Source organism: Aeromicrobium sp. UBA7512 (assembly GCF_002476985.1).
GTDB lineage: Bacteria > Actinomycetota > Actinomycetes > Propionibacteriales > Nocardioidaceae > Aeromicrobium > Aeromicrobium phoceense.
The window spans coordinates 712,137-724,992 of the sequence record NZ_DLNK01000003.1 but is presented as its reverse complement, the minus strand read 5'-3'; the positions used below and the strand labels follow the sequence as shown (position 1 = coordinate 724,992).

The 12,856-nt window shown below is 69.4% G+C and carries 15 protein-coding genes and 1 tRNA gene; 9 read left to right on the top strand and 7 right to left on the bottom strand.

Annotated features, from left to right (window positions below; all coding sequences use genetic code 11):
- Positions 1 to 6: 6 nt before the first annotated feature.
- Genes B2363_RS05485 through B2363_RS05475 form a run of 3 tightly spaced genes read right to left on the bottom strand, consistent with a single transcriptional unit; the run spans position 7 to position 2,210 of the window.
- Complete coding sequence (locus tag B2363_RS05485; RefSeq protein ID WP_286928977.1) at positions 7 to 747, bottom strand: CPBP family intramembrane glutamic endopeptidase; 741 nt, start codon at positions 745 to 747, stop codon at positions 7 to 9.
- 4 nt (positions 748 to 751) lie between these two features.
- Positions 752 to 1,651 (bottom strand): neutral zinc metallopeptidase, encoded by a 900-nt coding sequence (gene ypfJ, locus B2363_RS05480; protein WP_286928976.1) that lies wholly within the window; start codon positions 1,649 to 1,651, stop codon positions 752 to 754.
- Positions 1,652 to 1,670: 19 nt separating this feature from the next.
- Entirely contained in the window at positions 1,671 to 2,210 is a 540-nt protein-coding gene (locus B2363_RS05475) for a DUF937 domain-containing protein (RefSeq protein ID WP_286928975.1), read from the bottom strand.
- Positions 2,211 to 2,292: 82 nt separating this feature from the next.
- Between B2363_RS05475 and B2363_RS05470 the strand changes: the two genes are divergently transcribed.
- From B2363_RS05470 to B2363_RS05460, 3 genes are all read left to right on the top strand, one after another.
- Positions 2,293 to 3,555, top strand: a complete 1,263-nt coding sequence (locus B2363_RS05470) for a DUF445 domain-containing protein (RefSeq protein ID WP_286928974.1) — start codon at positions 2,293 to 2,295, stop codon at positions 3,553 to 3,555.
- A gap of 379 nt (positions 3,556 to 3,934) precedes the next feature.
- Positions 3,935 to 4,020 (top strand) — tRNA-Leu (locus B2363_RS05465).
- Between the two features lie 345 nt (positions 4,021 to 4,365).
- Positions 4,366 to 7,095, top strand: a complete 2,730-nt coding sequence (locus tag B2363_RS05460; protein ID WP_286928973.1) for a glycoside hydrolase family 3 protein — start codon at positions 4,366 to 4,368, stop codon at positions 7,093 to 7,095.
- 87 nt (positions 7,096 to 7,182) lie between these two features.
- Here the strand turns inward: B2363_RS05460 and B2363_RS05455 are convergent, their stop codons facing one another.
- The gene (locus B2363_RS05455) at positions 7,183 to 7,446 is read right to left on the bottom strand and encodes a GlsB/YeaQ/YmgE family stress response membrane protein (protein WP_181755638.1); all 264 of its coding nucleotides are present in this window, start codon (positions 7,444 to 7,446) and stop codon (positions 7,183 to 7,185) included.
- A 90-nt stretch (positions 7,447 to 7,536) separates the two neighbouring features.
- Here B2363_RS05455 and B2363_RS05450 point away from each other — a divergent pair, with 90 nt between their 5' ends.
- Positions 7,537 to 7,956: a Fur family transcriptional regulator gene (locus tag B2363_RS05450; RefSeq protein WP_286928972.1), complete on the top strand. Its 420-nt coding sequence runs from the start codon at positions 7,537 to 7,539 to the stop codon at positions 7,954 to 7,956.
- A gap of 13 nt (positions 7,957 to 7,969) precedes the next feature.
- On the opposite strand, the gene rpsN is transcribed toward B2363_RS05450, so the two are convergent.
- Genes rpsN through rpmB form a run of 3 tightly spaced genes read right to left on the bottom strand, consistent with a single transcriptional unit; the run spans position 7,970 to position 8,678 of the window.
- On the bottom strand, positions 7,970 to 8,272 hold the full coding sequence (gene rpsN, locus B2363_RS05445) for a 30S ribosomal protein S14 (protein WP_286928971.1): 303 nt from the start codon (positions 8,270 to 8,272) through the stop codon (positions 7,970 to 7,972).
- Positions 8,272 to 8,442, bottom strand: coding sequence for a 50S ribosomal protein L33 (rpmG, locus tag B2363_RS05440; RefSeq protein WP_286928969.1), 171 nt, complete (start codon positions 8,440 to 8,442; stop codon positions 8,272 to 8,274). The genes rpsN and rpmG overlap by 1 nt, the downstream gene beginning before the upstream one ends.
- Entirely contained in the window at positions 8,442 to 8,678 is a 237-nt protein-coding gene (gene rpmB / locus B2363_RS05435) for a 50S ribosomal protein L28 (protein ID WP_286928968.1), read from the bottom strand. Before rpmB ends, rpmG begins: the two co-directional genes overlap by 1 nt.
- 60 nt (positions 8,679 to 8,738) lie before the next feature.
- Between rpmB and B2363_RS05430 the strand changes: the two genes are divergently transcribed.
- The 5 genes from B2363_RS05430 to B2363_RS05410 all read left to right on the top strand — a co-directional run bounded on the left by B2363_RS05430 (position 8,739) and on the right by B2363_RS05410 (position 12,852).
- Positions 8,739 to 9,002 (top strand): type B 50S ribosomal protein L31, encoded by a 264-nt coding sequence (locus B2363_RS05430; RefSeq protein WP_286928967.1) that lies wholly within the window; start codon positions 8,739 to 8,741, stop codon positions 9,000 to 9,002.
- Positions 8,999 to 9,121, top strand: a complete 123-nt coding sequence (gene ykgO, locus B2363_RS05425) for a type B 50S ribosomal protein L36 (protein WP_023645249.1) — start codon at positions 8,999 to 9,001, stop codon at positions 9,119 to 9,121. Before B2363_RS05430 ends, ykgO begins: the two co-directional genes overlap by 4 nt.
- Positions 9,118 to 10,206: a GTP-binding protein gene (locus tag B2363_RS05420; protein ID WP_286928965.1), complete on the top strand. Its 1,089-nt coding sequence runs from the start codon at positions 9,118 to 9,120 to the stop codon at positions 10,204 to 10,206. Before ykgO ends, B2363_RS05420 begins: the two co-directional genes overlap by 4 nt.
- A gap of 33 nt (positions 10,207 to 10,239) precedes the next feature.
- The gene (gene rpmF, locus B2363_RS05415) at positions 10,240 to 10,416 is read left to right on the top strand and encodes a 50S ribosomal protein L32 (protein ID WP_286928964.1); all 177 of its coding nucleotides are present in this window, start codon (positions 10,240 to 10,242) and stop codon (positions 10,414 to 10,416) included.
- A 411-nt stretch (positions 10,417 to 10,827) separates the two neighbouring features.
- Positions 10,828 to 12,852: a DEAD/DEAH box helicase gene (locus B2363_RS05410; RefSeq protein WP_313600936.1), complete on the top strand. Its 2,025-nt coding sequence runs from the start codon at positions 10,828 to 10,830 to the stop codon at positions 12,850 to 12,852.
- Positions 12,853 to 12,856: the final 4 nt, after the last annotated feature.

Below are 12,856 nucleotides of genomic sequence, written 5' to 3'. Positions count from 1 at the left end.
CCATTCTCACCGCAGGCCGATGGCGTCGGCGAAGAGGGCGTACCCGACGAAGGCGACGACGTCGAGGATCGTGTGCGCGATGACGAGCGGCATGACGCGGCCGGTGCGGTGGAACCACCAGGCGAACACGACGCCCATCGCGACGTTGCCGACGAACTGCCCGAAGCCCTGGTAGAGGTGGTAGCTGCCCCGCAGCAGGGCCGAGGTGGCGATGATCGCGGGCAGGCCCCAGCCGAACTGCTTGAGGCGGGTCATCAGGTAGCCGACGACGATGACCTCCTCGAGCAGCGCGTTCTGCAGCGCCGAGAGGACCAGGATCGTGACCGACCACCAGTAGAGGTCTTCGGGACTCGTGACGATGTTGGCCGTGACCCCCAGCGCGCGACCCCCAAAGTAGACGCCGAGACCGGGGATGCCGATCACCGCCGCGAGGGCCGCGCCGAACCCCAGATCGCGCCAAGGTCGGCTGCCGTCGAGGCCGAGGCGTCGCAGCACCGGGGGAGCGTCGTCCAGGCTCAGCAGGTACAGCGCGAGCGCCACGGGGACGAGCGCGAAGCCGATCGACAGCAGTTGGTAGGTCAGGTCGAGCCACGGGACGGTGTCGCGCGAAGGGTTGAGGGTGGCCGTGGAGTCGCGCAACGGGCCCTCGCTGAGCTTCCGCGCGAGGCTGGCGACCGAGTAGACGGCCGACTGGCCCAGGGAGAGGCCGAGGACGATCCAGACCTCGGCGCGCAGGCGCCGGGTCACGGGGTCACAGGTCGTTCGTGGAGAAGGTGTCGCACGAGTTCAGGTTGCCGGACTCGTAGCCCGTCTGGAACCAGCGCTGGCGCGACTCGCTCGAGCCGTGGGTCCACGTGTCCTGGTTGACCCGTCCGCCGCCGAGCTCCTCCTGGATGTGGTCGTCGCCCACGGCCGCGGCCGCCGACAGCGCCGAGTCGATGTCCGCCTGCGTGAGCGGCTTGATGAGCGTGTTGCCCTCGGCGTCCTGGGTCGAGGCGGCGTGGTTCGCCCAGACGCCGGCGAAGCAGTCGGCCATGAGCTCGATCCGCACGCCGCCACTGAGCGGGCCGGTCTTTCCGTCCTGGCCCTTGGCGAGGATGCCGAGGATGTTCTGCACGTGGTGGCCGTACTCGTGCGCGACGACGTACATCTGCGCGAGGTTGCCGCCGTCGGCGCCGAACTGGCTGCTGAGCTGGTCGAAGAACGAGGCGTCGATGTAGACGCGCTCGTCGGAGGGGCAGTAGAACGGGCCGGTCTGGTTGGACGCGGTGCCGCAAGGTGACTGGGTGGCGCCGGAGTAGATCACCGTCTGCGCCTCGCGGTACTGGCGGTTGATGTCGGCCGGGAGCGCGTCGGTCCAGTAGTCCTGCGCGCTGTTGACCGTGCCGATGATGCGGCAGACGTCGTTCTCGTTCGCGTCGGCGCCGGTCTTGCACTCGCTCACGTCGATCGAGGCCGACTCGCTGCCACCGGTGAGGACCTGGTTGACGTCGAACCCGGACGACGTGCCGCCGTCGAGCGGGTTGCCGCCGAGGAACGCCACCAGGAGCATCAGCAGCAGGCCGCCGATGCCGCCTCCGACGATGGCGCCGCCCTTGCCGCCGCCGGTGACCTGGCTGGTGTCGAGGTTCGCGCCCTCGTTGAACGTCATGGCCAGATTCTAGGGACCCTCAGCGCTTGCCGCCGCCGAGCAGCCCGCCGAGGAGGCCGCCGAGGGCGCCCTCGAGGCCGCCGGAGGAGCCGGACCCACCGCCGAGGAGGCCTCCGAGCAGGTCCTCGATCCCACCACCGGCCGAGCCCTTCTGGTCGCCTCCGGTGACCCGCTTGGCCAGGTAGGCCATGACGATGGGCGCGAGGATCGGCAGCAGCTTCTTCACGAGGCCGGCGTCCTGGGCCCCGCTCGTCGACCCGAGCGCCTGGGCGACGTCGTCGGTCTTCTCGCCGAAGACGTTCTTGACGATCTTCTCCCCGTCGTCCGTGTCGATGGCGCCCACGTCGACGCCGCCGTCGATGAGGGAGGTGTCCTTCGTGGTGATCGCACCGCCGAGCGAGGCGGCCCCGGCGGGGTCCTTGGCGTTCGCGTCGAGTCCGCCGAGCAGTGCCGGGAGCGCCGCGTCGATGCCCTGCTGGGCGGTGGCCCTGTCGACACCGAGGCGCTCGGCGATCTGGTCCACGGGGATGAGGGTGCGCAGCTCGTCGATACCGGCCATGGCGACTCCTTCGTCGTGCGGCCCGCCGTCGGACCGGCGCTTCGATCGTATCGTCGGGCGCGATCCTGCCTAGGGTGGCGACATGACGGATCTGATGAGCCCCGTGCTGCCGATCTCGGGCGACGACGAGGCGCGCCGCGCCGGGCTGCGGCGGATGCGGACGCTCGCCACGTCGCTGCTCGTGCTCGCGGCGATCGTGTTCGTGCTGACGCACGGCCGTGACGGTGCCTGGGGCTACGTGAACGCCGCTTCCGAGGCGGCCATGGTGGGCGCTATCGCCGACTGGTTCGCCGTCACGGCGCTGTTCCGTCATCCACTCGGCCTGCCGATCCCTCACACGGCGCTGATCCCGAAGAAGAAGGACCAGCTGGCTGCGAGCCTCCAGGACTTCGTCGCCGACAACTTCCTGCGCGAGGACGTGATCCGCGACCGCATCGCCGCAGCCGGCCCGGCCGAGCGGGTGGGGCACTGGATCGGGGTCCCCGGACGCGCCCACCGGCTCGTGGACGAGGGCGCTCGCGTGGCGTCCGACCTGCTCGGCCGCGTCAAGGAGGAGGACGTGCAGGCGGTCGTGACCGAGCTGATCGTGCCGCGCATGCTCGAGGAGCCGCTGAGCCCGGCCATCGGTCAGCTGCTGGGGGAGATCCTCGACGAGGGCGCCCACACCGGCCTCGTCGACCTTGGCCTTGACGAGCTGCACGGCTGGCTGGAGCGGCACCCCCACCGCATCACCGACCTGATCGTCGCCCGCGCCCCGGACTGGGCGCCCAAGTGGGCCAACACGATGATCGCTGAGCGCCTGTTCCGTGAGGTGCTGACCTGGGTGGCGGACATCCGCGACGACCCGCAGCACGACGCCCGGGCGGCGCTGGACCACTGGCTCGTCGAGCTGGCAGACGACCTGCAGCACGACCCCGAGGCCATGGAGCGCGCGGAGCGACTGAAGGAGCGCATTCTCACGCAGACGAAGGCAGCGACGACGGCCGTGAAGCTCTGGGACTCGTTCCGCCGTGGGCTGCTCGACGCCCTCGCGGCCGAGGACGGGGTGCTGCGCCGCCGCATCGTCGAGGAGATCGAGCGGCTGGGGGAGCGGCTCCAGTCCGACCCGGTGCTTGCCGCCCGGATCGACGGCTGGGCCGGCGACGCCGCCGCCTACGTGGTGGAGCACTACGGCGGCGAGATCGCCACGGTCATCTCCGCGACGGTCGAGCGCTGGGACGGGCAGGAGACCGCGGAGCGCATCGAGCTGCACGTCGGGCGCGATCTGCAGTTCATCCGCATCAACGGCACGGTCGTCGGTGGCCTCGCCGGCCTCGTGATCCACGCCGTGGCGCAGGTCCTGTGATCCACAGCTGTGGACGACGCCTGTGGACAGCTTGTGGACCGGAGCGCGCCCGCGTGTGGAGAACCTGTGGACGCGAAAATACTTGGAATCTCTCGCTGAAAAGCACTTGTGGCGCGGGTCACAGTGGCCTAGAAATGACCTACGCACTCCTCCGGGAGAGCGGGAAGGAAGCTCCGATTCCCTCCACGCGGACGGTGCAAACCGAACGTAGACGCCTGGTGATGCAGGCGTGGGAGAGAACCTCACGGGCGACCGGACACGAAGGCAGCCATCACGCACCATCGATACTGAAGGCCCCGGGAACTCATACTTCCCGGGGCCTTCTTCATGGCCCCGTGAGGGGTTTGCTAGAGTTCAGTGCTGCATGAAGTTCACACCTGTCCGGGTGGCGGAATTGGTAGACGCGCTAGCTTGAGGTGCTAGTGCCCTGTTAGGGGCATGGGGGTTCAAGTCCCCCCTCGGACACTGCAGGACCCTCTCACTCTCGCCGGTGAGGGGGTTTTGTGCTTTCGGGCCGTGGACCGCATGGTGGACTCCTTCGTCCCACCGCCCAGGCGCCACAGGCTCGGATCTTGACAGCATTTTCAGGCCGCGCGCATGCTGGCGAATGACGGTGAGCGAGCTTCTGGAACAGCCACCCCCGCGCCGGTTCTCGAATCGACCGGCACACCGTAGGTGATCCGATTCGCACCACTGCAGGCCCGGCCGGACGCCCGGCGTTCCTGTACCCGGGGACCGTCCAGCCTGGGCCGTGACGCACCCCTTCAGAGGCACCCCCGCGGGGTGTCTTGAGAACTTCGGGGGGTCCCGATGTACCACGCACCTTTGAAGAACACGCTGTCGCGCCTGTCGATCGGCCTCGTCACCACTGCCTTGCTCGCATCAGGAGCGACAGCGGCCGTGACCGCCGAGGCTGCTGGGACGACCACGTCCGCAGCGCTTCCGAACGCCGCACCGACCGACGCCGGCTGGTCGAACTCGCGCGGCGCCGAACGGCGAGCGCGGGCGCTGCTGCGCCGCATGACCCTGGCCGAGAAGATTGACATGCTCCACGGCGAGGTCAACTTCTACTACGGCTTCTACAACGCGCCGATCGAACGCCTGGGCATTCCGGCCCTCACAATGGCCGATGGTCCCGCCGGAGTCCGCATCGCCAACCCCGACGTGAACGATCAGCAGGCGACGGAGCTGCCCTCGCCCTTGGCGCTCGCAGCGACCTGGAACGCGGTACTCGCCCAGGAGTACGGCGAGCGCGCAGGCGACGAGGCGCACCGGACCGGGCACAACGTGCTGCTGGCACCGGCGCTGGACATCGCCCGGGTCGCCCAGGCCGGCCGCGCCTTCGAGGCGTTCGGCGAGGACCCGCTGATCTCGGGCCGCATGGGAGGCGCCGTGATCCGCGGCATCCAGGAGAATCCCGCCGCCGCGGACCTGAAGCACTACAACCTCTACACGCAGGAGCAGAACCGGCTGATCGGCGGCAACGCGGTGGTCGACGAGCGAACGCTCCAGGAGATCTACACGCGCCCGTTCGACATCGCGATCAAGCAGGGTGATCCCGCGTCGGCAATGTGCGCGTTCAACAAGGTCAACGGCACGTACGCGTGCGAGAACGACTACCTCCTGAACGAGATCCTCAAGGTCCAGCTCGAGTTCGAGGGCTGGGTGATGAGCGACTACGGGGCCACGCACAGCACCGTCGCGTCGATCCTCGGTGGCATGGACCAGGAGATGCCCGGTGACTTCGGAGGCGGTGACTGCTTCTTCTGCGCTCCGCTCGTCGAGGCGGTCAACGAGGGAGACGTCCCGGTGTCGCGCATCAACGACGCGGTCATGAGGATCCTGAGGCCGATGTTCGGCCTGGGGCTCTTCGACGAGCCCGCGAGAGTCCGTCCGCTGCCCGAGGGCGAGAACGGGGCCTTCGCGAGGGAGGTGTCCGAGCAGGCCACGGTCCTCCTGCGGAACCGCCGCCGCACCCTCCCTCTGGACGACGATCTCGACTCGATCGCCGTGATCGGCGCGGACGCAGACCACGCCGTGCAGGGCGGAGGAAGCAGCCAGGTGCTGCCGACGTACACCGTCAGCCCGCTCGAGGGGATCACGGAGCGCGCGGATGGAGCGACCGTGACCCACGCTCGGGGCAATGAGCCCGTCACCTCGGCGGCGCTCCTGCCCGGGCCGGATCCGATCCCGTCGGACTTCCTTCGCTCCGCCTTGGACGGCGAACCGGGCCTGCGCGTCGAGTACTTCGACAATCCGGCGAGATCGGGCAGTCCCGCCCTCGACCGCACGGAGCCGTACGCCGGGATCTACGGAGGGTTCTTCCTGTTCGAGGGCTTCAACGCGGCCTCGCCGCACTTCCCGGCGCAGTCGAACGAGAACACGTCGGGCATGCGCTGGACGGGAACTCTGACCGCGCCCGTGACGGGGACCTACGAGCTGGCCGTCACCACGAACGGGGTGACGACGCTGTTCCTGGACGACGCCCCGGTCATCACCACCGAGACCGCGACCGACCCGACGAGTCCGGGAGTGCATCGGTACGAGGTGGATCTCGTCGCGGGCCAGGAGTACGACCTGCGAGCCGAGTTCTCCGTCGGCCCCAGCGCGAGCGCGGACTTCGGCTCGGCGTTCAAGCTGGGCTGGGTCCCTCCGAGGTCGGTCGTCGAGCCCAGCATCGCCGAAGCAGCCGAGGTCGCTGCCGATGCCGACGTCGCCGTGGTGTTCGCCCGCGACTACGGGAGTGAGGGCGGGGATCGTCCCAACCTCGACCTGCCGAATGCCCAGGACGACCTGATTCGCGAGGTGGCGGCCGCCAATCGACGGACGATCGTCGTGCTGACCGCCAGCGCCGCGGTGCAGACCTCGGACTGGGAGGACGACGTCCGGTCGGTGCTGCACAACTGGTACGGCGGTCAGGAACAGGGCAGTGCCATCGCGCGGATCCTCTTCGGAGACGTGAACCCGTCAGGCAAGCTGCCGCTGACGATTCCGGTGGACGAGGAGAGCACTCCGGTCAGTGACGAGGACCAGTACCCGGGTGACGGGCTCGACCAGCAGTTCTCGGAGGGGATCTTCGTGGGCTACCGCGGCTACGAGGAGCGCGGCATCGAGCCGAGCTACCCCTTCGGCCACGGTCTGTCCTACACGAGGTTCGACTACAGGCGACTCCTGCTCTCGTCGAACACCCGAGGGCGTGGGTCCGCCCGCGCGACCAAGTCCGTGAAGGTCTCCGTGGACGTCCGGAACGTCGGGCGGCGCCGTGGCAGCGAGACGGTGCAGGTCTACGTGGGCAACCTGCCCACCCGTCGCGTCGACACGGCGGAGAAGGCGCTGGCCGGCTGGGCCAAGGTCGACCTCCGTCCGGGTCAGCGGCGACGGGTGACGGTGAACCTCGATCCGCAGTCGTTCTCGTACTGGGACACGGCGCGTGACCGGTGGCGCACCCCCGACGGGCGCGTGCCGATCTACGTGGGCTCGTCCTCCGAGGACCTGCGGCTGGCTGGCTCCATCCGGATCTCGGGAGGACGCGCCCGGTAGGACTCGTCGATCGCCGACACAGTTCGCGGCGGGTGGCCCGAGTCTCCTCAGGCCACCCGCCGCGATGGTGGTGATGCGTCGATGGGGTCAGGCGCGCGTGTGGTTGCGCTTTCCGGCCAGGCCCTCGGCGACGCCGATGAGCAGGACGGCAGCGATCACCGCGAGGACGAAGCCCAGGACGTTGAGCTCCCAGATGTCTCCCGTGCCGAAGAACTGGGCGATCAGGCCGCCGATGAGGGACCCGACCAACCCCAGCGCCAGCGTGGCGAGGATGCCGAGGTTCTGCTTACCGGGCTTGATGAGTCGAGCGAGCGCTCCGATGATGAGGCCAGCGACGAGGAATCCGATCATGCTCCATGTCTACCGGGATTGGGCGGAACGGCACCTCGAGGAGCCTCGGTGTGAGAAAGCCGACGTGGGCTGCGAGATAGGCTCGGCCTCATGGCCAGTCGCACCGCCCCCGCGGTTTCCAACGAAGCGGGACGCAGGAACAGCCGGCCCCGGCGCCTCGTGCGCGAATACATGGAGGACTGCGCGACGTTCAGCAGCGCGCAGCAGGTCCACGACGCCCTGCGCGACCAGGGGGACAAGGTCGGGCTGGCGACCGTCTACCGCAATCTGCAGGTCATGGCCGAGGCCGGTGAGCTCGACGTCCTCCGCCACGGCGACGGCGAGATGCTGTTCCGCAAGTGCGGCGAGGTCCACCACCATCACCTCGTGTGCCGCGGCTGCGGCCTGACGATCGAGATCGCCGGACCCGCCGTGGAGCGCTGGGCGGCGAAGGCCGCCGAGGACCACCGGTTCGCCGACGTGACGCACTCGGTCGAGCTCTTCGGCCTGTGCGAGACCTGCGCGCGCTGACCACCTGAGTGGCTCACCAGCTCGACGTGGTGATCCCGGGCAGCTCGCCGCGGTGCGCGGCATTGCGGAAGTTGATCCGCGAGAGCCCGGCCTTGCCGATGTGTCCACGCGGCCTGCCGTCGGTCTGGTCACGCTTGCGGACGCGCACCGGACTGGCGTCGCGGGGGAGTCTCGCCAGCGACCGCACTGCGGCGCGAATCTCGGCCGGATCCGACGCGGTGCGGATCGCCTCCTTGAGCTCGGCGCGACGCGCGGCGTGGCGAGCGACGACCTCCTTGCGGCGTTCGTTGGCGACGATCTTGGACGTCTTGGCCATCAGCGTTCCTCTCGGAAGTCGACGTGCTGACGCACGACGGGGTCGAACTTGCGCAGCGTGATCCGGTCGGGATCGTTGCGGCGGTTCTTGGGGGTGACGTAGGTGTAGCCCGTGCCCGCCGTCGAGCGGAGCTTGACGATCGGGCGGATGTCGTTGCCTCGCTTGACCATCAGATCCGCACCCCTCGCGCCAGCAGATCGGTGACGACCGCGTCGATGCCGCGGCGGTCGATCGTCTTGATCCCGCGGGCGCTCAGCGTCAGCGTGACGCGGCGGCTCAGGCTCGGCACCCAGTAGTGCTTCGCCTGGATGTTGACGTCGAAGCGCCGCTTCGTCCGGCGGTGCGAGTGGGAGACATGGTGACCGAAGCCTGGCTGGGCTCCGGTGACCTGACAGACGCGCGACATGGTGACCTCCTATGTTGTAGAATGAGAATCGTTATCAATAACTGAGGTTAGCAGGAGCCAGTGAGGAAGGACATCCACCCCGGCTACGAGCCGGTGGTCTTCCGGGACAAGTCGTCGGACACGACGTACCTGACCCGATCGACCCTCACCAGCGATGAGCGCATCGAGCTCGACGGCGTGACCTACCCGGTCGTCGACGTGAACATCTCCAGCGCGAGTCACCCGTTCTGGACGGGCCGTGGTCGCGTGGTCGACACCGAGGGCCGGGTCGAGCGGTTCCGCCGCCGCTACGGCATGAACACCGAAGGAGGAGAGGGTCGATGAAGGTACGCAACTCGCTGAGGTCGCTGAAGAACCAGCCGGGCTCGCAGGTCGTGCGGCGACGTGGTCGCACCTACGTGATCAACAAGCAGAATCCTCGACTGAAGGCGCGGCAGGGATGACGTCGCTCCACCGCGTGCCGGTGATCCTGATCAGTGGCATCGAGGAGGAGCCCATGGCGGCCGCGGCGATCGCACTGCAGTGGGACCTGCCTCGTGCCGTCTCGGTGCGGCACGTCGTCGATCCGGAGCGCGAGGTCCTGTGGCGGATCGTCAGTGACGTGACCGGCATCGTCGAACGGATCGAGATCGACGTCGAGCACGCCTGCGTGAGCTGCGCGATCCGTGAGGACGTCGTCCCCACGCTCGAGCGCCTGGGCGCGGACGGGCGCTGGGAGACGATCATCGCCCAGCTGCCCGTGACGGCCGAGGCGGTGCAGGTCTGCCGCGTGATCGGCTGGGCACCCGAGGACGTGCCTCACGTCCGCATCGCCGCGTCGTTGGTGGCGCTGTCCAGTGACAGACTCCTCGACGACCTCCTGGGTGGCGACATCATGAGCGAGCGCGACCTACCCGTGCGTGCCGACGACAACCGCGGGGTCGCCGAGGTGGCCTGCGCCATGGTCGAGTACGCCGACGTCATCGCGGTGGGGGACGGGCTCGACGACGACGAGCGCGACGTCCTCGTGGCCCTCGCCCGCCCCGGTGTCCCCGTCGCCGAGTCGTTCAGCCAGGTCGACGCCCGTCCGCTCGAGGTGGGCGTGCACGACCACCGCCGCAACGAGTCGTGGGTGACGGAGGTCCGTCGTGACGCCCTGCCCACCCGTGAGCTGCACGCGGCCTGGGTGCTGGACTTCGCGTCCGACCGCCCGTTCCACCCCGATCGGCTCCGGGAGGCGATCGCCCTGCTCGGCGGCGGTCCCCGGCGGTCCCGCGGGTGCTTCTGGCTGCCGAGCCGGCCCGGACAGGTCTGCGTGTGGGACGGCGCCGGCGGCCAGCTCAGCGTGGGATCCACCGAGACCTGGGGCAGTCGGCGGCCGTTGACCCGCATCACCGTCGTCGGCATCGACGACGGTCGTGACGAGCTCGAGCGTGCCTTCGCCTCGTGCGTGCTGACCGATGCCGAGATGCACGAGCGCGGCCCGTACTGGGAGGTGGCACGGGACGGCTTCGAGTCCTGGCTCGGCCCCATCCGCCGCGCAGCCTGAGCAGACCCCGACCACTTACCTGAGGAGCCACCCATGGCCGTACCCAAGCGCCGCACGTCCCGCAGCAACACCCGTCACCGCCGCTCGGCGTGGAAGGCCACCCCGGCCGACCTCGTGCCCGTCGAGGTCGAGGGCCGGATCCACCGCGTCCCGCGTCGGCTCGTTCGCGCCGCCCACCTCGGCCTGCTCCGCCTCGACGACCGCGTCTGAGCGTCGCGCAAGCTCTCGGAGGCTCACCGCGTGCCCGCGCGGGATGTGGACGCCCACCGGGGTAAACTGCCACTGTCAGGGCGTCTTCCATGCCCAGCCGGTCTGCGCTGGGTCGAAGGCACAACGGACACCAGTGGGTGTCGGCCGACCGCGGCGCGGCGGCTCTCGCTCCTCATCTGGTTCCCAGATCTGCGGCTGCTCGGGCGGCCGCTCCCTCGGTTCGTCAGCCGCGTGGCGACCGAGCAGTGACCTCGTGAGAGGTCCCGTGGTGCTGCCGCCGAGAAGTGGTCAGCACGTCACTCAGAGGAGAGAAGTTTGGCCAGACGAGGCCGGAGTCGGTCAAGCTCCACCGGGGCCGCACCCCGAAGCCAGCGCGGTGGACGTGGCGTCGAGAACGAGGGCATCATCCCGGTGCTCGCCCGCGCCGTGCGCGAGGTCGAGGCGGGCGTCCAGCGCAGTCGCGCCAACTCCTCGATCCGGACGAAGTTCCAGACCGTCGCACTGCTGGCGCGCGAGGAGCGTACGCGCGTCAAGACCGCCACGACCCTGACCGAGTCCCAGCGCGCCGAACAGCTCAAGCGACTCGACGGCATCGGGACGATCCTGGCGAAGACCGCCGCCCTGGACTCATCGCTGCTCTCGCTGCTCGCCGAGGACGCCGAGGTGTCCGATGCGGCCAAGGAGCTCAGGCGCGACATGCTGATCGCGGCAGGCGTCGAGCTCCCGGACGAACCGGAGCCGCCGGTCGAGGAGGATCTCGCGCCCGCGGCCGGGCGCCAGGTGGTTCCCCAGTCGGTCATCTCGCGCCGGCTGGCCGACCCCTTCCTCGCGCCACAGTTCGAGACGGTCGAGCGCCGCACGCCGCCGCCCCGTCGCCTGGCCAGCTGGGAGCTGATCGGGCCGCTGCTCTCGTCGTTCGAGCGCGCCTCCAGCGGCTCGGCCGCCTGTATGGACCTGCCCGACCCGATTCCGGTTCCCGTGCCGGACGGCAAGGAGCTGATGCGCCACCAGGCCGAGCTCGTCGCCGCCGCAGCCGAGGGGCACCGAACCTTCCTGCTGGCCGACGAGCCCGGACTGGGCAAGACGGCCCAGGCGCTCCTGGCGGCACAGGCCGCCAACGCCTACCCGCTGCTCGTGGTCGTCCCGAGCGTCGTCAAGTCCAACTGGGCCCGCGAGGCGGCGATGTGGACCCCGCAGCACAAGTCCACCGTCATCCAGGGCGACGGCGACACGATCGACGGCTTCGCCGACATCGTCATCGTCAACTACGAGGTGCTCGACCGGCACGTCGGCTGGCTCGGCGACCTGGGGTTCCGCGGGATGGTCCTCGACGAGGCGCACTTCATCAAGAACAAGTCGTCCCAGCGCTCGCAGCACGTCCTGCAGCTGTCCGAGCGCATCCGCTCCCGCACCACGCGCCCGTTGCTGATGGCGCTGACCGGCACCCCGCTGATCAACGACATCGAGGACTTCCGCGCCATCTGGCAGTACCTCGGCTGGATCGACGAGAAGAAGCCCCGCCCCGAGCTGTTGCACGCGCTCGAGGACACGGGACTGACACCGCTCGACCCGGGTTTCTTCCCTGCGGCCCGATCCGGGGTCATCGACATGGGCATCGTCCGCCGCCGCAAGGTCGAGGTCGCCGCCGACATCCCGGCCCGGCGCATCGCCGACCTCCGGGTGGAGCTCGACGACGAGGCCGGACGCTCGATCCGCGCTGCCGAGCGTGAGCTCGTCCAACGCTTGGTCTCGCGGTACGAGCAGGCGCTCGAGTCCCGTGGTTCGGTCGGCCCGTCCGAGGACGTCGATCACGACCTCGTGCGCCGGATCGCCGCCCGGGAGCGGGAGGAGTCGGCGAAGACCGAGGAGAACGTCTTCGCGATGATGCGGCGCATCGGCCAGGCGAAGGCCGGGCTCGCCGCCGACTACACCGCGCAGCTGGCCCACAGCGTCGGCAAGGTCGTCTTCTTCGCCAAGCACGTCGACGTGATGGACGTGGCCGAGAAGACCTTCGAGAAGCGGGGCATCCGGTACTCGTCGATCCGCGGCAACCAGACGCCGTCGGCGCGGCAGAAGAGCATCGACGCCTTCGTGAACGATCCCGAGGTGGCCGTCGTGGTCTGCTCGCTGTCGGCCGCCGGCGTGGGCGTGAACCTCCAGGTGGCGTCCGACATGGTGCTCGCCGAGCTGTCCTGGACCGACGCGGAGCAGACCCAGGCCATCGACCGGGTGCACCGCATCGGCCAGGACGAGCCCGTCACCGCGTGGCGGATCATCGCCTCACGGACGATCGACACCAAGATCGTCGAGCTCATCGACAGCAAGGCGGGCCTCGCCGCCCGGGCGCTCGACGGCTCCGACGAGGAGGTCGTCGACTCGGCCGACGTTCAGCTGGAGACCCTCGTCGCCCTGCTCACCGACGCGCTGACCTCCTGACGAG

Coding starts and splice junctions, on each gene's coding strand:
- B2363_RS05455 (WP_181755638.1), bottom strand. CDS start 7,446: ATGATCGGATTCCTCGTCGCTGGCCTCATCATCGGAGCGCTCGCTCGA.
- ykgO (WP_023645249.1), top strand. CDS start 8,999: ATGAAGGTACGCAACTCGCTGAGGTCGCTGAAGAACCAGCCGGGCTCG.
- rpsN (WP_286928971.1), bottom strand. CDS start 8,272: ATGGCCAAGACGTCCAAGATCGTCGCCAACGAACGCCGCAAGGAGGTC.
- rpmF (WP_286928964.1), top strand. CDS start 10,240: ATGGCCGTACCCAAGCGCCGCACGTCCCGCAGCAACACCCGTCACCGC.
- B2363_RS05475 (WP_286928975.1), bottom strand. CDS start 2,210: ATGGCCGGTATCGACGAGCTGCGCACCCTCATCCCCGTGGACCAGATC.
- B2363_RS05450 (WP_286928972.1), top strand. CDS start 7,537: ATGGCCAGTCGCACCGCCCCCGCGGTTTCCAACGAAGCGGGACGCAGG.
- B2363_RS05420 (WP_286928965.1), top strand. CDS start 9,118: ATGACGTCGCTCCACCGCGTGCCGGTGATCCTGATCAGTGGCATCGAG.
- rpmG (WP_286928969.1), bottom strand. CDS start 8,442: ATGGTCAAGCGAGGCAACGACATCCGCCCGATCGTCAAGCTCCGCTCG.
- B2363_RS05470 (WP_286928974.1), top strand. CDS start 2,293: ATGACGGATCTGATGAGCCCCGTGCTGCCGATCTCGGGCGACGACGAG.
- rpmB (WP_286928968.1), bottom strand. CDS start 8,678: ATGTCGCGCGTCTGTCAGGTCACCGGAGCCCAGCCAGGCTTCGGTCAC.
- ypfJ (WP_286928976.1), bottom strand. CDS start 1,651: ATGACGTTCAACGAGGGCGCGAACCTCGACACCAGCCAGGTCACCGGC.
- B2363_RS05460 (WP_286928973.1), top strand. CDS start 4,366: ATGTACCACGCACCTTTGAAGAACACGCTGTCGCGCCTGTCGATCGGC.